Origin of the sequence: Rhodoplanes sp. Z2-YC6860 (assembly GCF_001579845.1) — a bacterium.
Classification (GTDB): Bacteria; Pseudomonadota; Alphaproteobacteria; order Rhizobiales; family Xanthobacteraceae; genus Z2-YC6860.
Map to the genome: position 1 here is coordinate 2,122,487 of NZ_CP007440.1, position 20,017 is coordinate 2,142,503.

21 protein-coding genes and 1 other RNA gene are annotated in these 20,017 nt (G+C 64.3%); 12 read left to right on the forward strand and 10 right to left on the reverse strand.

Annotated elements, in window-relative coordinates:
• Nucleotides 1-229: 229 nt before the first annotated feature.
• From RHPLAN_RS09950 to chrA, 4 genes are all read left to right on the forward strand, one after another.
• Nucleotides 230-508, forward strand: a complete 279-nt coding sequence (locus tag RHPLAN_RS09950) for a DUF4164 family protein (protein ID WP_068016693.1) — start codon at nt 230-232, stop codon at nt 506-508.
• A gap of 12 nt (nt 509-520) precedes the next feature.
• Nucleotides 521-907, forward strand: a complete 387-nt coding sequence (locus RHPLAN_RS09955) for a cell division protein ZapA (protein WP_068016695.1) — start codon at nt 521-523, stop codon at nt 905-907.
• Between the two features lie 80 nt (nt 908-987).
• A non-coding RNA gene (ssrS, locus tag RHPLAN_RS09960) (6S RNA) lies at nt 988-1,142 on the forward strand.
• A gap of 30 nt (nt 1,143-1,172) precedes the next feature.
• Entirely contained in the window at nt 1,173-2,396 is a 1,224-nt protein-coding gene (chrA, locus tag RHPLAN_RS09965) for a chromate efflux transporter (RefSeq protein WP_068016698.1), read from the forward strand.
• Here the strand turns inward: chrA and RHPLAN_RS09970 are convergent.
• Both RHPLAN_RS09970 and RHPLAN_RS09975 read right to left on the reverse strand, forming a co-directional pair.
• Nucleotides 2,393-3,805: a multicopper oxidase family protein gene (locus RHPLAN_RS09970; protein WP_237180097.1), complete on the reverse strand. Its 1,413-nt coding sequence runs from the start codon at nt 3,803-3,805 to the stop codon at nt 2,393-2,395. The genes chrA and RHPLAN_RS09970 overlap by 4 nt on opposite strands.
• Nucleotides 3,806-3,888: 83 nt before the next feature.
• Nucleotides 3,889-5,169: an MFS transporter gene (locus RHPLAN_RS09975; protein WP_068016705.1), complete on the reverse strand. Its 1,281-nt coding sequence runs from the start codon at nt 5,167-5,169 to the stop codon at nt 3,889-3,891.
• A gap of 144 nt (nt 5,170-5,313) precedes the next feature.
• On the opposite strand from RHPLAN_RS09975, the gene RHPLAN_RS09980 reads away from it, so the two are divergent.
• Both RHPLAN_RS09980 and RHPLAN_RS09985 read left to right on the forward strand, forming a co-directional pair.
• Nucleotides 5,314-6,288, forward strand: a complete 975-nt coding sequence (locus tag RHPLAN_RS09980; protein ID WP_068016707.1) for a Bug family tripartite tricarboxylate transporter substrate binding protein — start codon at nt 5,314-5,316, stop codon at nt 6,286-6,288.
• Between the two features lie 10 nt (nt 6,289-6,298).
• A complete protein-coding gene (locus RHPLAN_RS09985; protein WP_068016712.1) occupies nt 6,299-7,765 on the forward strand; it encodes an MmgE/PrpD family protein in 1,467 nt (488 codons plus the stop codon).
• Between the two features lie 48 nt (nt 7,766-7,813).
• Here the strand turns inward: RHPLAN_RS09985 and RHPLAN_RS09990 are convergent, their stop codons facing one another.
• Entirely contained in the window at nt 7,814-8,308 is a 495-nt protein-coding gene (locus tag RHPLAN_RS09990) for a cupin domain-containing protein (RefSeq protein WP_068016717.1), read from the reverse strand.
• Nucleotides 8,309-8,429: 121 nt separating this feature from the next.
• Here RHPLAN_RS09990 and RHPLAN_RS09995 point away from each other — a divergent pair, with 121 nt between their 5' ends.
• From RHPLAN_RS09995 to RHPLAN_RS10015, 5 genes are all read left to right on the forward strand, one after another.
• Nucleotides 8,430-9,125: a substrate-binding domain-containing protein gene (locus RHPLAN_RS09995; RefSeq protein WP_068016720.1), complete on the forward strand. Its 696-nt coding sequence runs from the start codon at nt 8,430-8,432 to the stop codon at nt 9,123-9,125.
• 6 nt (nt 9,126-9,131) lie between these two features.
• Nucleotides 9,132-9,725: a 5-formyltetrahydrofolate cyclo-ligase gene (locus RHPLAN_RS10000; RefSeq protein ID WP_068016722.1), complete on the forward strand. Its 594-nt coding sequence runs from the start codon at nt 9,132-9,134 to the stop codon at nt 9,723-9,725.
• Nucleotide 9,726: 1 nt separating this feature from the next.
• Entirely contained in the window at nt 9,727-10,563 is an 837-nt protein-coding gene (locus tag RHPLAN_RS10005; protein ID WP_068016724.1) for a TIGR00282 family metallophosphoesterase, read from the forward strand.
• 208 nt (nt 10,564-10,771) lie between these two features.
• Nucleotides 10,772-11,890 (forward strand): DUF2336 domain-containing protein, encoded by a 1,119-nt coding sequence (locus RHPLAN_RS10010; RefSeq protein WP_068016727.1) that lies wholly within the window; start codon nt 10,772-10,774, stop codon nt 11,888-11,890.
• A 130-nt stretch (nt 11,891-12,020) separates the two neighbouring features.
• Nucleotides 12,021-12,767 (forward strand): YebC/PmpR family DNA-binding transcriptional regulator, encoded by a 747-nt coding sequence (locus tag RHPLAN_RS10015; protein ID WP_068016730.1) that lies wholly within the window; start codon nt 12,021-12,023, stop codon nt 12,765-12,767.
• Between the two features lie 11 nt (nt 12,768-12,778).
• Here RHPLAN_RS10015 and RHPLAN_RS10020 read toward each other — a convergent pair whose 3' ends face one another.
• The 5 genes from RHPLAN_RS10020 to RHPLAN_RS10040 all read right to left on the reverse strand — a co-directional run bounded on the left by RHPLAN_RS10020 (nt 12,779) and on the right by RHPLAN_RS10040 (nt 18,568).
• Nucleotides 12,779-13,630: a DMT family transporter gene (locus RHPLAN_RS10020; RefSeq protein ID WP_068016733.1), complete on the reverse strand. Its 852-nt coding sequence runs from the start codon at nt 13,628-13,630 to the stop codon at nt 12,779-12,781.
• Between the two features lie 27 nt (nt 13,631-13,657).
• Entirely contained in the window at nt 13,658-14,917 is a 1,260-nt protein-coding gene (locus RHPLAN_RS10025; protein ID WP_068016735.1) for an LVIVD repeat-containing protein, read from the reverse strand.
• A gap of 25 nt (nt 14,918-14,942) precedes the next feature.
• A complete protein-coding gene (locus RHPLAN_RS10030; RefSeq protein ID WP_084244622.1) occupies nt 14,943-16,301 on the reverse strand; it encodes an FAD binding domain-containing protein in 1,359 nt (452 codons plus the stop codon).
• Nucleotides 16,255-17,649, reverse strand: coding sequence for an aminotransferase (locus tag RHPLAN_RS10035; protein ID WP_068030965.1), 1,395 nt, complete (start codon nt 17,647-17,649; stop codon nt 16,255-16,257). Before RHPLAN_RS10035 ends, RHPLAN_RS10030 begins: the two co-directional genes overlap by 47 nt.
• A gap of 139 nt (nt 17,650-17,788) precedes the next feature.
• On the reverse strand, nt 17,789-18,568 hold the full coding sequence (locus RHPLAN_RS10040) for a sulfite exporter TauE/SafE family protein (protein ID WP_198164810.1): 780 nt from the start codon (nt 18,566-18,568) through the stop codon (nt 17,789-17,791).
• Nucleotides 18,569-18,687: 119 nt separating this feature from the next.
• Between RHPLAN_RS10040 and ruvC the strand changes: the two genes are divergently transcribed.
• Nucleotides 18,688-19,206: a crossover junction endodeoxyribonuclease RuvC gene (gene ruvC, locus RHPLAN_RS10045; RefSeq protein WP_068016743.1), complete on the forward strand. Its 519-nt coding sequence runs from the start codon at nt 18,688-18,690 to the stop codon at nt 19,204-19,206.
• A 166-nt stretch (nt 19,207-19,372) separates the two neighbouring features.
• On the opposite strand, the gene RHPLAN_RS10050 is transcribed toward ruvC, so the two are convergent.
• The gene (locus RHPLAN_RS10050; protein WP_068016746.1) at nt 19,373-19,597 is read right to left on the reverse strand and encodes a hypothetical protein; all 225 of its coding nucleotides are present in this window, start codon (nt 19,595-19,597) and stop codon (nt 19,373-19,375) included.
• 65 nt (nt 19,598-19,662) lie between these two features.
• Nucleotides 19,663-19,872, reverse strand: coding sequence for a cold-shock protein (locus RHPLAN_RS10055; protein WP_068016749.1), 210 nt, complete (start codon nt 19,870-19,872; stop codon nt 19,663-19,665).
• Between the last annotated feature and the right edge of the window lie 145 nt (nt 19,873-20,017).

Here is a 20,017-nt window from a genome sequence, read left to right on the forward strand (position 1 = left end):
TCCGGCGATGAGTCCAACGAATGGGCGGTATTGCCGTAAAGCCATGCACAGGTGCTCGAAAACCCAGGGATAACGTGGCTTCGCGGCGTTGACGGCAAGGTCACGCGGCATCTAAAGTTTCGCTTCTACGCTATTGCCGACTCAATGGTTTTCAGCGCGACTTGGGGCCGTTTTGGCCCGTGCAAGCTCGAGAACCACTGCGGAAAGGTCGGCCCAACTGAACGACACCATGAACGAGCAGACCGCGATCGAGCAGGCAACCCGGCGTCTGACGCAGGCGCTGGATGCACTCGACGCGGCCGTCGAACGACGAACCGAGACCGACAAGGGGGCCGTCGCGCTCGGCCAGCAGGTCCACGCGTTGGCCGCGGACCGCTCGAAGCTTGCCGCCGATCTCGACGCGGCGGTGGCGCGCGGCCGCAGTCTCGAAACCCTCAACCGCGACATCGCCCGCCGGATCGATGCCGCGATGGAGAACGTCCGGCTCGTGCTCGAATCCAACGACTGATGTGAGCGGGCCGTGGCTCAGGTGAACGTCAGCATCAATGGTCGCCAGTACCGAATGGCCTGCGAGGACGGCCAGGAGGATCATCTGCGCCAACTCGCCAAAGAGCTCGACGACCGCATCAACTCGCTTCGCGGCCAATTCGGCGAGATCGGCGACTCTCGTCTTGTCGTGATGGCGGCGCTCATGACCGCCGATGAGGGCGTCGAGGCCGGCAAAAAGATGCGCCGGCTGGAGCAGGAGATCAACGCCTTGCAGGACGCCCGTGGCGCGGCCGCTGAGCGTGCGCAAGCGACGCAAGCCGCGCTGATCGCCGCCTTTACGTCGGCCGCCGAGCGGATCGAGGGCATGGCGAAGAAGCTCAACCAGCCGCAGGCTGGCGACGGCCCGGCGCAGGGCTGAGAAAAAATCCGACAACCAAGCCTGACGATTTCGTGTGCCGCCACTTTGCGGTGTGCGATCCGAAGCACTACATTGGCAGCGCGGGGCTGCGGGGCGCGTTAGGGGTAAATTCCCCGGGGCCTTACGATCCTGACGGGAGCTGTCCCTGACCTGGTCCCTGGACTGGGATATATGGCGCCCACCTACTTCTGTAGGTTCCCGGGATCACAACTCCGACGGCCACTGCGGCTCCGCACTGTTTCTAGCCTCCCGGAAATCCAGTCCCATGGCAGACACCGTGACTGCGGCTCGAGAAGCCCACCAAAGCACGGCCTGGGAGGTGTTTCGCGTCTTTCTGCGGCTGGGTCTGACCAGCTTCGGCGGGCCGATCGCGCATCTCGGCTACTTCCACGATGATTTCGTGGTCCGTCGCAAATGGCTCGAGGAAAAAACCTACGCCGACCTCGTCGCTCTTTGTCAGTTCCTGCCGGGCCCAACCAGCAGCAAGGTCGGCATCGCGATCGGCCTGTCGCGGGCCGGCTATCTGGGCGCACTCGCGGCGTGGACCGGCTTCACATTGCCGTCCGCGATTGCGCTGGTGCTGTTCGCCTACGGCGTTGACGCCTTCGGCAGCACGCTCGGCTCGGGTTGGCTGCACGGGCTGAAGGTCGCGGCCGTCGCCGTGGTCGCCCAGGCGGTGCTGTCGATGATGCGCTCGCTCGCGCCCGATCGCGAACGCGCCACTCTCGCGGTCGTCGCGGCGGCGCTGGTGCTGGCGATCCCGTCGGCCTTCATCCAGATCGGCGTCATCCTGCTCGGCGCTGTCGCCGGCATGACATGGCTGCGGCAGCAGGCGCCGACCGATCACGTGGCCATGCCGCATACCGTCACGCGCGGCGCGGCAATCGCAGCGATCGTTGCGTTCTTTGCCATCCTGCTCGGGCTGCCGCTGTTGGTCGCAGCTTTCCCCAGCCACAGTCTGCAACTCTTCGAGGCGTTCTTTCGCGCGGGCTCGTTGGTGTTCGGCGGCGGCCATGTCGTGCTGCCGTTGCTGCAGGCCTCCGTCGTGCCGCCCGGATGGGTCAGCAACGATGCGTTCCTCGCGGGCTACGGCGCGGCCCAGGCTGTGCCGGGCCCGCTGTTCACCTTCTCGGCTTATCTCGGCGCCGTGATGGGACCTGCGCCGAACGGCTGGCTTGGGGCGGCGCTGTGTCTTGTCGCGATGTTCCTGCCGGCCTTCCTGCTTGTCGTTGGTCCGTTGCCGTTCTGGGACGATCTGCGGCGGCAAAACTGGGCGCGTTCGGCGCTATGCGGTGTCAATGCCGCTGTCGTCGGCCTGCTGCTCGCCGCGCTCTACAATCCGGTCTGGACGTCGGGCATTCTCAAGCCCGGTGACTTCGCGCTCGCCGCCGCGGCGTTTCTGCTGCTGTTCATGTGGCAGACGCCGCCCTGGCTCGTCGTCGCATTCTGCGCGCTCGGCGGCGCGGCGCTGTCCACCATTCAGCTCTAAATGTATGTGACGAGGCCCATGAAGCCTTCGTCCTGATGGTCCTGGTGATGGCAATGCAGCAGCGACGGTCCGGGATCGTCGGCGACGAAATCGATCTCGACGCTGCTGTAGCGTGTCATGTTGACGGTGTCCTTCATCAGGCCGGCCGTTTTCTTGTCGCCGACCTTGGTGACCTCGAACGTGTGGCGATGCAGATGCACCGGATGATTGTCGCCGCTCTTGTTGGTCATGATCAGGCGATAGCGTTTGCCGACTTCGGTGGTGAGCAGCTGGCGCGTGTTCGGCCATGAATTGCCATTGAGATTCCAGCGATTGTAGCCGCCGCGTCCGCCCGGAACTTTCTCGAACAAAAGTTCGAGGCGATGGTCTGGCTCCGGCACGGCGCGTTCGGTCCCGAACATGGTGTAGTCCCACCCCGCGCTCGTCGGGGCCTGCCATTGCGGATCGCCGCTCTGGTTGGCGTATTCGACCACAGTGCCAAGCCCGATCTTGCGATCGTCGTCCTTGACGCTGCCGAGAATCCAGACCCCGGGCCGGTTCATTTCAACGACGACGTCGGCGCGCTCGGCCGGCGCCAGGAACACGGTTTCGACGGTGCGCTGCGTGGGCACAGGATTGCCGTCGAGCGCAACGACGGTGAGGCGGTGACCCGCCAGTGCGAGTGTGACGTTCTCCGTCGCGCTCGCGTTGAGCAGTCGGAACAGCACGCGCTCGCCCTCGCGCACGCGGATCGGCTCACCGTGGCCGAGCATCTTGTCGTTGAGGGAGGCCGAGGCGTACAGCACCTCCAGCCCGTTGTCCGGCGGCGGGCCCTTGCGGATGTCCTGCATGCTGACCCAGCGCGGCTCCCAATGGTGCGCCGCGAGCAGCACCTCGCGGTCGTAGCGGGCTGGATTGCTGGCTGGCTCGACGATGAAGAAGCCGTAGAGCCCGGCATAGACGCTCCGCGTCAGGTCCCGACCGGCGATGTTGTGGCTGTGATACCAGCGGGTCCCGGCAGGCTTGGCGGCGAAGCTGATGCGCTGCGTGCTGCCGCGCTGGATCATCGGCGAGCCTTCCTCCATGGCGCCGTCGGCGGCTGCCGGGAGATAGAGACCATGCCAGTGCACGATGTCGTCGATGTCCGAGTTGTTGGTGATGTCGATGCTGACCTGCTGACCTTCACGCACGCGTAGCAACGGCCCAGGCACTGTTCCGTTGTAGGCGAATGTCTCGATGACCTTGCCCGGCGCGAGCTCGAGCTTGGTGGGCGCGATTTGCAGTACATGGTCCGGCGCGTTGGCGATCTGGCTGTAGGCCACGCCGAGGCCCGAGCCGAGTGCGGCACCTGCCGCGCCCGCGCCGATCACGAAGCCGCGGCGGTCGAGCCACGACGATGATTGGGAGGGCTGGCGATTGGTGCTGTCCATGAGATGCATCCCTAATGGCTGCCCCCGACCGTCGCCCGATGGAACTGTGATAAGCCGACAACGTGGTGTCAATTCGTCCAATGTCAGCGGACGGTCACGTTCGCTTTTGTTGCCGGTCCAAAATCCAGCTGCGGCAGTGCCGTCTCGATCTGATGGCGATGGCAACGGGCCCAGAACCAAGCCGCGATGACGATCGCGGCCCCCGCGGCAATCGGCCAGCGCAACCCGAAGAATGAGCTCGCAGTGCCCGCCGCCAATGCGCCGATCGCGGGCGCGCCGCGGAAGATAACGCCGTAGAGCCCCATGACGCGTCCGCGCATATCCTTGTCGGAGGACAATTGCACGATGGTCTGGATCGCGATGCCCGCACTCGACACGCAAAAGCCGAAAGCCGCAACGGCCGGCACGGCAAACCACATCGTTTCGCTGAAGCATACCGCGATGGCCGCAAGGGCGCCGCCGAGCGAGCAACGGAGCGCGACGGACGCAAGGACTGTGCCGTGAACGCGATGGCCGAGCCACAATCCGCCGACGATCGCGCCGGCCCCGGTGGCCGAGGCCAGGATCGACAGCCCGCCTGCGCCGGAGTGAAAAACCTGTGCCGCAAATCCCGGCAGCAGTTCGTTCAGCGGCCGGCCGCCGATGCCGATGGCGATCAGCAGCACCAGCACGGAGGCAATGGCCGGGTGTGCCGTCGTGTAGCGAATGCCTTCGCGGAGATCGGCCTGAAGACTTTTGCGCCGGTCGGACTTGGCTCTATCGAATTCGACATGCACGCGCGTCAATGCGGCCAGGAACACGATGTAGCTGAGCGCGTTGGCCGCGAATGACGCGGCTATTCCGGCCGTCACCATGATCAGACCGGCCAGCATCGGACCGACGAAGCGCGCCAGATTGAAGATCACCGAATTGATCGCGACCGCGGATGCCAGATCGGTCTCCGCGACGAGCGAAGGGACAAGCGCCAGACGCGCCGGCTGATTGTAGGCGACGAGCATTCCTTGAAGCGCAGTGAGCAGCACGAGCACACCGATGTTCATATGCCCGGTCGCCGTGATCACGCACAGCGTCGTGGCCTGCAGCAGCGACAGGACCTGGTTTCGCTTGATGAGCCGAAGCCGATCGCGCCGGTCGGCGACGGCGCCTGCGATCGGTCCGATCAGCAGCACCGGAACGAAATCCGCAAACGCCATGATGCCGAGCCAGAACCCGGAATGCGTAAGCTCCCAGGTCAACCAGCCGATCGAGATGCGCTGCATCCAGGTGCCAACCAGTGACACCGCGTTGCCGGCAGCATAAATGCCGTAGTTCGCATTCCGTAACGGAAGCGACAGCCGGCTGTTCAAGAGCGTGGAGATTGCCATGCGATCCCAGCAATTACTCGGCTGAAGTCTAGCACAGCACTTTCGGTCACACCGCCGCTCCTGTAGCGTTGCGGTCCTGCACCAGTCGCATCGACACGACGCGTGTCGACAAGACGCCTGGGCGGGCTCGGGAGGATCGCTGCCATGAACGTTCACCGTCGCCAATTTCTGCAACGGGCCGCGGCCGCGGCATCTTTATTTGCGGTTCCGCACGTTGCATTCGCGCAAAGCTACCCAACAAAGCCGGTGCATCTGATCGTTGGCTTCCCGGCCGGCGGTCCGGCCGACATCGGAGCGCGCGTGACCGCCGAATGGCTGTCGCAGCGCCTCGGCCAGCAGGTCATCGTCGAGAACCGGCCGGGGGCCGCGACCAACATCGCGACCGAAGCGATGATCCGCGCTCCAGCCGACGGCTACACGCTGCTGTTCTCGATGGTCTCGAACGCCATCAACGCGACGCTCTACGACAAGATGAATTTCAACTTCATCCGCGACACCGCGCCTGTCGGAACCTTGATGCGAACGCCGGGGGTGATGCTGGTGAACCCGGCGATGCCGGCGACCATCCCGGACTTCATCGCTTACGCCAAGGCCAACCCCGGCAAGATCAACATGTCGTCGGCGGGCCCGGGCACGGTGCCGCACATCTATGGCGAGCTGTTCAAGATCATGACCGGCACCGACATGGTCATGGTGCATTATCGCGGCGCAGGGCCTGCGATGCCGGACCTGATCAGCGGACGGATCCAGGTCATGTTCGACTCGGTGCCGTCGGCGATCCAGCAGGTCAGGTCCGGGAAGCTGCGGCCGCTCGGCGTGACCACCGCGACCCGGCTCGACGTGATGCCTGACGTTCCGGCCATCAATGAATTCGTGCCGGGCTATGTGGCCAGCAACTGGTACGGCATCGTGGCGCCGAAGGACACGCCGGCCGAGATCGTCGCGCGGCTCAACAAGGAGATCAACGCCATTCTGGCCGATCCGGCGGTGCGGGCGCGAATCGCCGATCTCGGTGCCTCGCCGTTTGCAGGCTCTGCCGCAGACTTTGCCAAGTTCATCGCCGAAGACACCGAGCGGTGGGGCAAGGTCATTCGCGAGGCGAACATCAAGCCGGAGTGAGAGCAGGCCGATGAGATTTCCACGCCGGCAATTTCTGCATCTTGCCACGGGCGCCGTCGCGCTCCCCGCGGTGTGGCGCGCAGCACGTGCAGAAGATCGTCCGGCGCCGTCAACGACGATTGCCGAACGGCTCGCTGCCTATGCGTATGGATTACGTTACGAAGACCTCGACGCCGAGACGATCGAGCGGGTCAAATCGCACGTCATCGATACGCTGGGCTGCGGCCTTGCCGCTTTCGACGAGAAGCCGGTGCGCATCTGCCGCGATGTAGCGCTGTTGAGCAGCGGCGGCGGTGCGACCGTCATCGGCACGGCGCACCGTGTCGGGCCCGATCTCGCGGCCTTCGCCAATGACGCCGCGGTCCGTTATCTCGATCTGAACGACGCCTATGTGGCGAGCGTCACCGGCCATCCGAGCGACACCATCGCGGCCTGCCTTGCGGTCGCCGAAGTCGAGCGTTCAAGCCCTGCTGAGCTCATCACGGCGATCGCGCTCGCCTACGAGATCAACTGCCGGCTGATCGACGCCTTCGACATCAGCGCCCGCGGTTGGGACGTTCCGGTGTTCAACCTGCCGGCAGTGGCGCTCGCGGCAGGCAAGCTGATGAAGCTTCCGCCCGACAAGCTCACGCAGGCCGTCAACCTTTCGCTCAACGACCACATCCCGATGGGACAGACGCGTACGCAAACGCTGTCCGACTGGAAAGGCATCGCCGCCGCCGAAGCCGCTCGCAACGGCGTGTTCGCCGCCATGCTGGCGCGCGGCGGCCTCACAGGTCCGGCACCGATTTTTGAAGGCCGTTTGGGCTTCTTCAAGCTGGTCGCCGCGCCGGCCGCGCTCGATGTCGAAAGCTTCGGCCAGCGCGGCGTGCCGTTCCGCATCCATCAATGCGGCATGAAATCTTATCCGGCTCATGTCTCTGCCCAGACTGCCGTTCCGGCGGCGGTCGCGCTCGCCAAGCAGATCGGCAATCTCGACCGCGTGACGGCCATCGAGATCGGCACCACGCGCCGCGGCTATCAGATGGCCGGCAGCGGCGCCGAGAAGTGGACACCGGACTCCAAGGAGACCGCAGACCACAGCCTGCCTTACATCACGGCGCGCGCGATGTTCGACGGCGATCTCGACAACGACAGCTACGCGCCGGACAAGCTTCATGAGCTACGCGTCGTAGCCTTCATGCGCAAGATCACCGTGAAGGAGGACCCGGCCTTCGCCACCATCACGGTCAGCGTGCCGCCCACGCGGCTGACCGCAACGCTCGACGATGGACGGCGCGTGACGCTTCTCGTCGACAAGATGCCGGGCTTTCCGGGACAGCCGACCAGCCGCACCGACGTCGAGCGGAAGTTCCGCAGCAACGTTGGCAAGCGGTGGTCGACAGCGCAGACCGATGCGGTGCTCGAGGCACTGTGGCGTCTCGACAAGACGGACGATCTGTCCGCCTTGCTCGGCCGGCTTTCGCTGCAGTCGTAACAAACGCCTATTGAGGGAGGTCCGTGCCGGTCCTTACCGGTTTGCTGCTTATTTGGATTGCTCGGCCTTGAGCTGTTCCGGGCTCGTGTAAGGCGTCGAGGTCGCCGGACCCATGCCGACGATCAGCAGCACCGCATCGGTATCCTTGGCGCCGTCCCAGTGGACCTGCTTGCCGTAGTGGGTGACGAACGAACCGGCGGGCATCGGCACGCTGCTGTGTTCCGGATCCCATGTGGGCCCGCTGCCGACCCACCAGGTTCCGGAGATCACGGTGATGAAGCGGTCGTTGGGATGGAAATGCGGCTTGCTGAAGTGGTTTCCTGCCGTCCATTTGTTGAGCACACCATAGAGGCCGGGCTTGCTCGGATCGCCGAACAGCACCGCCTGCTGGGCGCCGGCGGCATTCACCGGACTCCACTTGATCTGATCGGGCAACTGAAAGACCACCGCTTTCGGATCAAGCTCGGCAGCGCGCGACGCGACCGGCGCCAGCATCGCCGCGAGCGCAAGCGCGGTCAGTGTTTTCGTCAAAGCATTCGTCATGATCGCCTCCCTGCATAATTTTTTGCGCAGCCGGTTTGGCTGCTGTCGAAACCTGTGGAACGATAGGCGTCTTCTGAGCCCGCTGGAAGCCGGGTCGCGTGGGTGAGCGGACAGCATTCGGGTGGGAAAGATCGTGCACGCCGTCGAGATCAATGTGCTGAGCGGCGCTGCTGTGGAGCCGGGCCTGCATGCCGCGGCCGACATCTACCGCAAGCAGACCGGAAACCAGGTCAAGATCGCATTCGCCACCACGCCTGAGATGCGCCGTCTGGTCGGCGAGGGCGTTGCACCCGATGTCTGGATCGCGCCGCCGGCGGCGCTGGATGAGTTTGCAACATCGGGCCGCGTCGACGCGGCAGCGCGGGTGTTGCTTGGCCGCGTCGGCGTCGGAGTTGCGATCCGCGACGGTGCGCGCAAGCCCGACGTCTCGACGGTCGATGCGTTCAAGCGTGCGGTGCTCGACGCGGATGCCGTGATCTACAATCGCGCGTCGAGCGGGCTTTATGTCGAGGCACTGTTGCAGCGGCTGGGCCTCGCCGAGCAAATCCAAGCGAAGACCAGGCGTTACATCGGCACCGACATGATCGGGCCTCTCATCAACGGCCAAGGCCGAGAGATCGGCTTCATGCCGGTGGTGCAAATCCTGAACTGGCGCGGGCGAGGCTTGCAACTCGCAGGCCCGCTCCCTGCCGACATCCAGCACCACACGACCTATGCGGCGGCGCCGGCGCCGGGGTCCGCAGGCGGTCTCGGTTTCGTGCGCTATCTCGGAACCCCGGAGGCGAAGGCGGTGTTCGCGCGTGCGGGAGTCGAGTAACGTGGCATGGTGACTGACGTTCAACCCCTCGACCAGCGCAAGGCCGCGCTTCGTGCCGCGGCGCTCGCCCGCCGCGATGCGATCCCCCCGGAGGAACAGCAGAACGCGGCAAACGCGATCGCTGCGCGGCCGTTTCCGTTACCGGTGCCCGCGGGCGCCGTGGTTTCCGGCTTCATGCCGCTGAAAAGCGAGATCAACCCGTTGCCGCTCTTGCGCCGGCTGGCTGACGCGGGCGCCAAGCTCGCGCTGCCGGTGGTGGCCGGCCGCGGCCAGCCCTTGACCATGCGCGCCTACGCCTTCGGCCAGGAGCTCAACTCCGGCGTCTGGGGCATCCGCGAGCCGAAACCTGATGCGCCCGAGGTCGACCCAGACATTTTGATCGTGCCGCTTGCGGCCTTCGACCGCCGTGGCCACCGCATCGGCTACGGCGCGGCCTATTACGACATGACGATCAATCGCTTGCGCGGCCGGAAGCCAGTCACCACGATAGGCATCGCCTATGCGGCGCAAGAAGTCGCCGATGTCCCGGTAGCGGCCCACGACGCGAGGCTTGATCTTGTGCTAACCGAACGTGACGTGATCGACTGCCGCGGGCTTTGATATGCGCATTCTTTTTATCGGCGACATCGTGGGACGCAGCGGCCGCAACGTGCTGCTCGATCGGCTGCCCAAGCTGATCGCCGGCTGGCAGCTCGATTTCGTCGTGGTCAACGGCGAGAACGCCGCTGGCGGCTTCGGCATTACCGAGGCGATCTACAACGAATTCATCGATGCCGGCGCCGACGCCATCACGCTCGGCAATCACGCCTGGGACCAGCGCGAGGCTCTGGTGTTCATCGAGCGCGCGCCGCGTCTGATCCGTCCGCTCAACTATCCGGCCGGCACGCCGGGCCGCGGCGCTGCGATGATCGACACCAAGGCCGGCAAGCGCGTGCTGGTGATGAATGTGATGGGCCGCATCTTCATGGACGCGCTGGACGACCCGTTCGCCGCGGTCGAGCGCGAGCTTGCCGCCTGTGCGCTGGGGGATGCCGCCGACGCCATCATCATCGACATGCATTGCGAGGCGACCAGCGAGAAGCAGGGGATGGGCTATTTCGCCGACGGCCGCGCCAGCCTCGTGGTCGGCACGCACACCCACGTGCCGACATCGGATCATCGCATCCTCAAGTCCGGCACCGCCTTCATCTCCGATGTCGGCATGACCGGCGACTATGACTCGGTGATCGGCATGGCCAAGGACGAGCCGCTCGGCCGCTTCATCCGCAAGATCCCGCAGGGCAAGTTCGAGCCGGCGGGAGGGCCTGCCACGCTCTGCGCCATCGCGATCGAGACCAATGACGCAACGGGGCTCGCCACACGCGTCAGCCCGGTACGGCTTGGCGGTGCACTGGAAGAGGTGCAGCCGGCATTCTGGTCCGATGCAAAAATCGGCTGAGCCTTAACGAAAGCTTTCGTTGCACCGGGGGTAGAGTCGCAAGAAGCCGATTTCACGTCGATTGTCTGGCTTTGCCAGCAATCTCGGAAATTTCATTGCGAGCAGAACGGTATGCCGATGGTTTCATTTTTTACCGATTGGCAAGGCTCGCGACTTATGGTTGTCGCAGAGCAATTCATAGACGTCTCTTCCGCCAGAATGGTGTCGCGTGTCGCAAGCGCAAAATTCTCTCATTTCCGAAGTTGAAAGCGCGATTGCCACCGGCTCCGCGGATAAACGTGTCGACGCGCTGCGTCGGATCACCGACCTGTTCATGGTTCGGGCTGACGAGTATTCGGACGATCAGGTAGAGGTATTCGACGACGTCATTGCGCGGCTTGCCGAACAGATCGAAGCCAAGGCGCGCGCCGAGCTAGCGCGGCGGCTTGCGCCTGTCAGTCGCGCGCCGGTCGCGGTGATCCGCAAGCTCGCGCTTGACCAGTCGATGGACGTAGCGGAGCCGGTGCTGCGCCAGTCTCCGCGGCTCACCGAGGAGGATTTGCTCACGGTCGTGCAGACTCAGGGGCAGGATCGGCTGCTCGCCATTTCCCGGCGCGCGACCGTCAGCGAAGCGATCAGCGACGTGCTGGTGACCCGCGGCAGTCAGGAGGTCGTGCGGTCGGTGGCGCGAAACGAGGGAGCCCGATTCTCGAGTGCGGGTTTCGGCAGGCTGGTCGAACGCTCGGCCGGCGACGACGAGCTCACAGTCGTGGTCGGTATGCGCAAGGACGTTTCGAAAGAGCACTTCCAGGCGCTGATCGCGAAGGCGTCGGATGCGGTGTTCAAGAAGCTCTCAGCGGACAATCCGGCTGCGGCGGGGGAGCTGAACCGCGTGCTGTTTGGCCTGACCGGTCACAACGCCGGTGAAACGCCGGCTGCTCCGGTGCAAAGCCCGCCGCGCGACTATACGGCGGCCAAGACCGTCTTCGATGCGTTGAAGAGTTCGGGCAAGCGACTCGACGCGGCGCTGCAGCAATTTGCCAGCGTCGGCAGGTTTGAGGAGGTCGTGTTTGCCATAGCGTCTTTGTGCCAGCTGCCGATCGAGGTCGTGGAACGCGTTCTCTCCGACAGGCAGAGCGAAAGCGATCTCGCGCTGTTGCTGATCAAGGCGGCCGAACTGAAATGGCCGACCGCCAAGGCGATCCTCGAGATGCGCCGCGGCGAGGGTGGTTTGCCGTATAACGCTGCCGAAACCGCGCGAGCGCATTTCGACCGGTTGCAGACCGCGACCGCCAAGCGGGTGGTGCGTTTCTATCAGGTCCGCCGCGCCTCTGGCGAAATCAAGTAGGCGGCCGGGCTTCACGGCGGCCTCGACTTCCTGGATTTTATCCGTTGCGCGTTCTATAACGCCGCCCATCTCATTATCGGGGATCGCGATCGGCTCACGCGGGCGCGAACCCGCGTCGGACAGGCGGACCATGGCCGGACATTCGCAATTCAAGAACATCATGCACCGCAAGGGGCGCCAGGATAAGGTGCGCTCCAAGCTGTTTTCCAAGCTCGCGCGCGAAATCACCACCGCCGCCAAGCTCGGACTGCCGGACCCGTCGATGAACGCGCGGCTCCGCGCCGCGATCATCGCCGCCCGCGCCGAGAACATGCCGAAGGACGGCATCGAGCGCGCGATCAAGAAGTCGCAGGGCAACGATACCGAGAACTACGAGGACACGCGCTACGAGGGTTACGGCCCGGGCGGCGTCGCGGTGATCGTCGAGGTGCTGACCGACAACAGGAATCGCACAGCGGGCGACGTGCGCGCGGCCTTCACCAAGAGCGGCGGCAACATGGCGGAAACCGGCGCGGTGTCGTTCATGTTCGACCACGTCGGCCTGGTCGAGTTCGACGCCAAGGTCGCCAATGCCGATCAGATGCTGGAGGCTGCCATCGACGCCGGCGCCGACGACGTGGTCTCGAACGAGAACGGCCACGAGATCTACACCGCTTTGGACGCGCTGGCCGAAGTCGCGAAGGCGTTGGAGGCGAAGTTCGGCGAGCCCCGGAAGGCTGGGCTGGTGTGGAAGCCGAAGAACACCATGGCGGTCGACGACGAGAAGGGCGAGAAGCTGCTGAGTCTGCTCGATACGCTGAACGAGCATGACGACGTGCAGAACGTGTATGCCAACTTCGAAATGTCGGACGCGTTGCTCGCCAAGGCGAGCGCCTAACGGTCCGTCTTCTAGCTGAACGCCAGCGTCACCATCGCGGCGGCCGCGACCGCGAGTCCGCCGCGTTTGCGCCATGACAGCGGCTCGGCGAACAGCAGGCGGCCGAGCACGGCCGTGAACACGAATCCGAGCTGAGCGACGGGAATGAGCACGCTCGCGGGCCCCACTGCGAGGCCGTGGAGCAAGGTGATGAAGCCTGCGAGCAACGTCACGCCGACCATCGCGCCATAGGGAAGGCCCGCGCGGGGCGGCTTCACGCGCCCATCCGCGAACCACACGAACAAGGTGGCAAGGGAGCAGAACACCCAGGCCTGGGCGGATAGCAGCGTTTCCGGCGGCGAGCCGGCCAGGAGCCCGATCTTGTAGAGCAGGTTGCCGATGCCGGCCGCGACGGTTGCGAGCAGCACGCGGGTCAGCGATCCTGCGCTCGTTGCGGTGTGTGGTCGTCCGGATGACTCGCCGGCGAGCGCCACCACGGCGATCAGGGCGAGCGCAAGTCCCGCGAGTTTCATCAGCGTCAGCGGTTCGTGCAGCAGGCCGATCGCGAGTGCCGCCGTCAGCGTGAAGCTCAGGCGGAAGATCGGCGCGTTGGTGCTGATCGATCCGGTGCGCAGGCTTCGCGAGAAGTTGTAGAAAGCGAAAAACATCACCAGGCCGGCGAGCGAACCCCACAGCGCCGCGGGAGCCAGGACGAGTTGCTGCCGCGCCAGTGCATAGACCGTCACCAGCGGGCAGAAGAACCACGCCTGCAGCATGATGAAGTGCCGCGCTTCGATGCCGGCCGCCGCGGCGCGCTTGTAGATCAGATCGCCCGCGCCGAAACAGACCATGGCGGCGAGCGCGAGACCGATGCCAGGGGTCATCTGTTAACGGGTGTCATCTGTTAAGCGTCACCGTCCGTCGAATTCCAGGATGAACAGCCCGGCGTTGTAGTCGGTCGCGTAGATCAGGCCCGCGGCATCGACGAACACGTCGGCCGACTGAATCACCCGCGTCCGGTTCGGGCGATGATCCATCATCCGCGGCGGCGCGGGCGGCACCCATGCCCCCACTTCCACCGGCGCCCGTTCGTTGCGGTTGTCGAACACGCGGACGCCGGCGTTCTGGTAGGTCGCAAAGATCAGCTCGGAGCTGACGAATGTGCCGGGCCGGTTCTCATGCAGGTTATGCGGCCCGAAATGCCCGCCCTTGCTGCGGTAGTCTCTCTCGCCGGGCTGCGGAAAGGTCGCGATGATGGCTGGGCTCGACTTCACCTTGTTGTCGAACACCCAGACGTTCTTGATGCCATCCTCCTGATGGTCGAGCACGGCCTCGTCGAGCACGATCAGCAGATCGCGGTCGGGAAGCGGCAGACAGTTGTGCGTGCCGCCGCCGAACGGCGGCGCGCCGTCGCGATGTGCGATCAGTTTCGGCTTCGAGCGATCAGCGATGTCGATCACGACCATGCCGGCGTCGCGCCACGCTGCATAAGCGGTGTCGCCGTGGATGATGGCATGGTGCAGGCCGAAACGGCTCGCCTGTGGCCACGACGGCGTCTCGCCCGCCGCCTGGTTCATGCCAGGGATCCACCAGCGGCCGGCTTCGCGCGGCTTGGCCGGATCGCTCATGTCGATGGTGATGAAGATGTAGTCGGTGAACCCATCGATGAGGGCCGATGCGTAAGCCCAGCGGCCGCCGGTGTACCAGACGCGATGGATGCCACCGCCTTCGACCGGCATGAAGCCGATGCGCCTTGGCTCGGCTGGCTTCGAGATGTCGTAGACCGCAAGGCCTGCCGACCAGTCGCGCGCAGCTTCCGGTTTGGCCTCTGCCGTGCCGACCACCTTTCCGAGCTGGCCCTTGTAATAGGCCTTCTCATCGGCGAATTCGGCAGCCGCGAACATGTCCTTGGCGTGGATCACCAGCAGCAGGTCGTCGTGGGCCTGCAGATGGATGTTCCAGGTGCCGGGCGGAGCCGCGAGATGTTTCACGGGCTTCGGGTTCTTGGGATCACGAACGTCGACGATGGAAAATCCCTTGGAGAACATGTGGCCGATGTAGGCATGGCCGCGATGCACCATCACCTGCACGCCATCGGGCCGTCCGCCCTGGTCCGAATAGCCGACGATCCGCATGTTGCGGGCGAAATCAGGCTTCGGAAGCTCGCTCATTTGCCAAGGCTCACTTGCAAAACCTTCACCTATAAGCGTCGAGGAAATTCGGCACCGCGATCCAGTCCATCATCGCGCCGTCGTCCTGCAGAAGTTCGTGCATGCGGCGGTCCTCCTCGGTCCTGAGGTTGACGCCCATGTGGGTGCCGAGCTTGCGGCTGTGCATGACGATGGTGTTGCCGATCGGCTGACGCTCGGCGTTGTAGGCCTTAAGCGCGGTGTCGATGTCGTCGTGGTCGCGCAGCGCGTTCGCCAGTGCGTGTGCGTCGCCGCCGGCCTTGGCGACGCCGAAACCCATGTGCGGCCGCGCATTCGCCGCAGCGTCACCGACCATTGCCACGCGGCCGAACACGATGTTCGGCGCGGTGAAATCGTAGATCGGCGTGATGAAGGGCTGCTTCATCGTCATCACGCAATCGAGCATCGCATCCGGCATGATGTCGCGCGCGTCGGCGTACATCTCATCGACCAAATCCTTGCGGATCAGCGGCGGCGGCACCGAGAATTCGTGCTGGTGGCCGTTCTCGTCAACGTTCATCTCCCGAAGTTTCGCGGCGTCGGCCACACGGTACCAGATGAAGTTGTAGCGGCGGTGGCCGGGACGCAGGTCGTTGTTGAAGCCTGAAATCGGGTAGGTGATGACCTCCTGCCGCGGCGGCAGGTAGAAGCAGAAGTACGGGAAGATCTCCTTCAGTGTCTTCGGCGACAGATCGGCCTCGTTCGGCGCGCCGCGCCAGATGTAATAGCCCGCATAGGCTGGCTGCAGCTCTGGCGCGACCTGGCCGCGCACCGTCGAGCGGATGCCGTCGCCGCCGACCAGAATGTCGGCATTCTCGATCCGGCCGCCGTTGAAGTGCACGCGCACGCCGTGGCCGTCCTGCTCGACGCGCTCGAAGGCCCAGCCGAGATGGTAGTGCGCCGGATCGATGGTCTCGCGAAGCAGCCGCTGCAGCCGGTCCCAAGAGGTCAGAATCTGCCGCAGCGGCCGCTCATCGGTGATGCGGCCGTTCCTATCGAGCGCGATGCGCTTTTCCACCTCGATGCCGAGGTCGCGAGTGCCCGCGCCGCTCGCTTCGAGCGCCGCAAGCAACTCCGGATGCGTGGTGATGCCCGCGCCGCGCCCGACCAGCTCGACACCGGAGCGTTCATAGACGTCGCATTCCCAGCCGATCTGGCGGAGAAAGGCCGCGGTGAAAAGGCCCGACATTGAGCCGCCAATAATGACGGCCCGGCGCTTGGGCGCTGGCGATGATTTGGATCCCGGCATGGCGACGTGAATGGTAATGTCGCGGACCCGAAGTTCGCAAGATTGTTCAGCCCGGGTTGTCAGCCGTAAGCTAAATCTGCAACGACGAAGCTTGAGATAGCTCTTTGGCCGTATCATCGAGCGCGGCGCGGAACCTCGCCAATAGCTCGGCAATCTCCTCCTCGGTAATGATCAGCGGCGGACAGAACGTGATCGTGTCGCCGATCGCTCGAACGATCAGTCCGCGGCGCTGCGCGTGGTCCGCGCACAATCGGCCGACGTTGGCGCCACGCTCGAATGGTCGCCGGGTCGTTTTGTCGCGAACCAGTTCGACACCGGCAAGCAAGCCGAGCCCTCGAACTTCGCCCACCAGCGGATGATCGAGCAGCTTGCCAAGCCCTCCGAGCAAAACCGGCTCCAAACTTCGGGCTCGTGCAGCGATGTTCTGCTCCTCATAGATCCGAAGGGCCTCCCGGGCCACGGCGGCAGATACCGGGTGACCCGAATACGTCAGCGTGAGACCAAACGTCCCGACCTGATCGCTTTGGCGAACCGCCGCTTCAAAGATGCGATTGTTGACGAGCAGCGCCGAGATGGGCGCATAGGCACTCGACAATCCTTTGGCGCAAACGATCATATCCGGCGCGAGATTCATCGTCGTGGTGCCGAACATGTCGCCAAGTCGTCCGAAGCCGGTGACCACTTCGTCGACCACGAGAAGAATGTCGTATTTCTTCAATATCTTTTGCAGCTTCGCGAAATAGGTCGCGGGAGGAACGATGACGCCGCCCGCGGCGAGAACCGGCTCGGTGAAGAAAGCTGCGATGGTTTCCGGGCCCTCCTTCAGGATGAGCGCTTCAACTTCGTGCACGAGACGCGTCGCGAATTGCTCTTCGGTCTCGCCATCGGCTGCCTGTCGAAAGAAGTGGGGGCATCGGACGTGCAAGAAGCCCGGCAGCGGCAGACCAAAACCTTGATGGGTCGATTCCGTGCCGGTCAGGCTGGCGGTGGCGATGGTGTTGCCGTGATAGGCTTGGCGGTGAGCGAGGAACTTGCGCCGTTCCGGGCGCTGCATCGCATTCCAGTAGTACCAGGCCATGCGCGCCGCGCAGTCGTTGCCTTCGGAACCGGAGTTCGAAAACCACACACGCGCCATGGGCACGGGTGCGATCTCAATCAGTTTCTCGGCAAGTTCGATGACGGGCGAGTGACCCCGGTGGTCGGTCAGCGGATAGTAAGGCAGCCGCCGCATCTGTTCGGCACAGGCTGCAACCAGCCGCTCCTGCCCGTAGCCCAACGTGATGCACCAGAGGCCGGACATCGCCTCGAGATAGCGGTTGCCGTGGATGTCGGTCACCCACACGCCTTCGCCCTTGTCCATGACGAGAGGCCCGCGGTCCAAATGGCGCTTGAGATTCGTCAATCCGTGAATGACGGACTGAACGTCGCGTGCTTCCAGGGAGTTGGGCTTCGGCTGCGTCGGCACCACATTTCTCCAAAGGATGATTTCGGGATGCTTCAATTCGATCAGGCGATCGGTCGAAATCAATTTCGAGAGTGATGAAAGCGTGACGTCCGGAATGCGATGGGTCAACCGATTGCCATACGTTCGCGGCACCAACCTCTCAGCGCAGCACGGAGTCGAGCACCGGCAGGCTGACGAGAGCTGCAAGTGTGATGATCGCGTATGCAATGATGCGATAGAGCCGCTCCGATGCGCCGTGGAAGAAGAGCGAACCCAATCCCATGCCGATGAGATAGGGAATCCCCAGCAGTACCGACAGCGCCAGCGGCCGTGCCTCGAACAGTCCTTCATGGCCGAAGATCACGACCAGCAGCACGTCGCAGATCATGAAAAACACCATGAGATTGGCACGCAGCGTTTTCGGGCTGCTGCCCGCGCCAAGCCAGTAGAGAATGACCGGCGGGCCTGCGATCAGCACCGCGCCCGCCGAGACGCCTGCGAACAATCCGACACCCGCGGTCAGCGGCAGGCGCGGCGGGCCGTGATAGCGCCAGCCTGAGGCGAGTATCGGTACGCAACTCAAGACCATGATTGCGATGCACCAGCGCAGCACGATCGGGTCGAGCGCAATCAGAAGCCAGACGCCGATCGGCAGTCCGAGCGCCATCGCGACCGATAGAGGTGCGACCTCGCGCCAGGTGCAGCGCCGCATCTCGGGAATGGCAAACGGCGTTGCGGCCACCAGATCGACCAGCAGGACGGTGACCGCGGCGATGCGCGGATCGTAGATCGCCGAGATCAGCGGCATGTAGATCATCGCGCCGCCGAACCCTGAGAAGCCGCGCGTGACGCCGGCCAGTGCGGCGACCGCGATCGCCGCATAGATGCGCGGCTCGGCCATTGCGGCCGCAAACGTGGCGGTGTCTGGAAGTTCGATCACTTTGAGTTCCCGGCGGCTTCTCCTTAGCAGCCCTGCGCGCGCCTTGCGATTGGGGAGAGCGGGGAGCGGCCATGCGGATGCTTTGCCGCCTCTCGCCATGAGGCTATCAACAAGGCTGCATGACACGCCTGATTCGCATCCTCGGCATCGATCCGGGCCTCCGCCGCACCGGTTGGGGCGTCATCGAGGTCGAGGGCAATCGCCTTGTTTTCACTGCCTGCGGCTCGGTCGCGACCAACGACAAGGCGAGCCTTGCCGAGCGGCTGGTGACGATCCATGACGGGCTGACCAAGGTGGTCGGCGATTACACGCCGGACGAGGCGGCCGTGGAGGCGACCTTCGTCAACAAGGACGCCAACGCCACGCTGAAGCTCGGTCAGGCTCGTGGCGTGGCGCTGCTGATTCCGGCGCGCTCCGGGATTTCGGTCGCCGAATACGCGCCCAATCTGGTGAAGAAGACGATCGTCGGCGCCGGTCACTGCGAGAAGGAGCAGATCAGGCTGATGCTCCGCGTGCTGCTGCCGAAGGCCGACCCGCCGACCCATGACGCGGCCGATGCGCTCGCCATCGCGGTGTGCCATGCCCACCACCGTCAGAGTACGGCGCTTACGGCCAAGCTCCGCTCCGCGGCAAGCTAGTCCAGTGAAGCCCGGGGCCGGGCTTTAGCGCCAAGGCTTCGACGTCATCGTGAGAACGCCGACGCGGCGAGGCGTTCCGGCTCGGCAAAAAGCCATTTACGATTTCCCGCGAATACACGCTCGGCATCGACGACTTTGAACGTCTGCGAAGAGATAGCCTGCGCGGCTAGTCGGCGGCGGGAATTCGCTTTTTGTAAAGCTGGAAGCCGTGGTCGGTGATGCTCTTTTCGACGGTCTCACGGCTTATCTTGTGCGGCGGTTCCTTGTCCTCGCGGATAACGCCGACCGCAGTCCAAGGCCCGTGCCGCGACGGCAACTGCCGGCCGCCGGGATCGCCCGAGAATGCATGAAGTTCGCGATCACTTTCGGACTTGAACATGAAAAGGCGCATGGCGCGTCTCCTGTAAAAGGAAAAACCGCCGCTCTCGAAAGCAGCGGTGTCGCATGTTTGACGCGTCAGGCGAGTTCGATCGCGCCGACCCCGACCTTGCCGGTGCGAGGATCGCTGCGTGTATCGAACTTGACCTTTTGACCTTCACGCAAGCTTTGAATGCCGGCGCGCTCCAGCGCGGTGGCATGAACAAAAACGTCCTTCTGCCCGTCATCGGGCTGAATGAAGCCAAAGCCTTTTTGGTCGTTGTAGAATTTCACGGTGCCTGGAGTCATGGATATGTTCCTTTTTGCTGTGGGCATGCACGAGGGCTTGGCGCACATGGTTTGTGGCCAATCTTCCCAAACTGTCGATTTGAGCGAGTCTGAAACGTGCGAGCCCGTCAGTGACGGAACTAAGCGGCCCAGGTGGTCCGGCCAA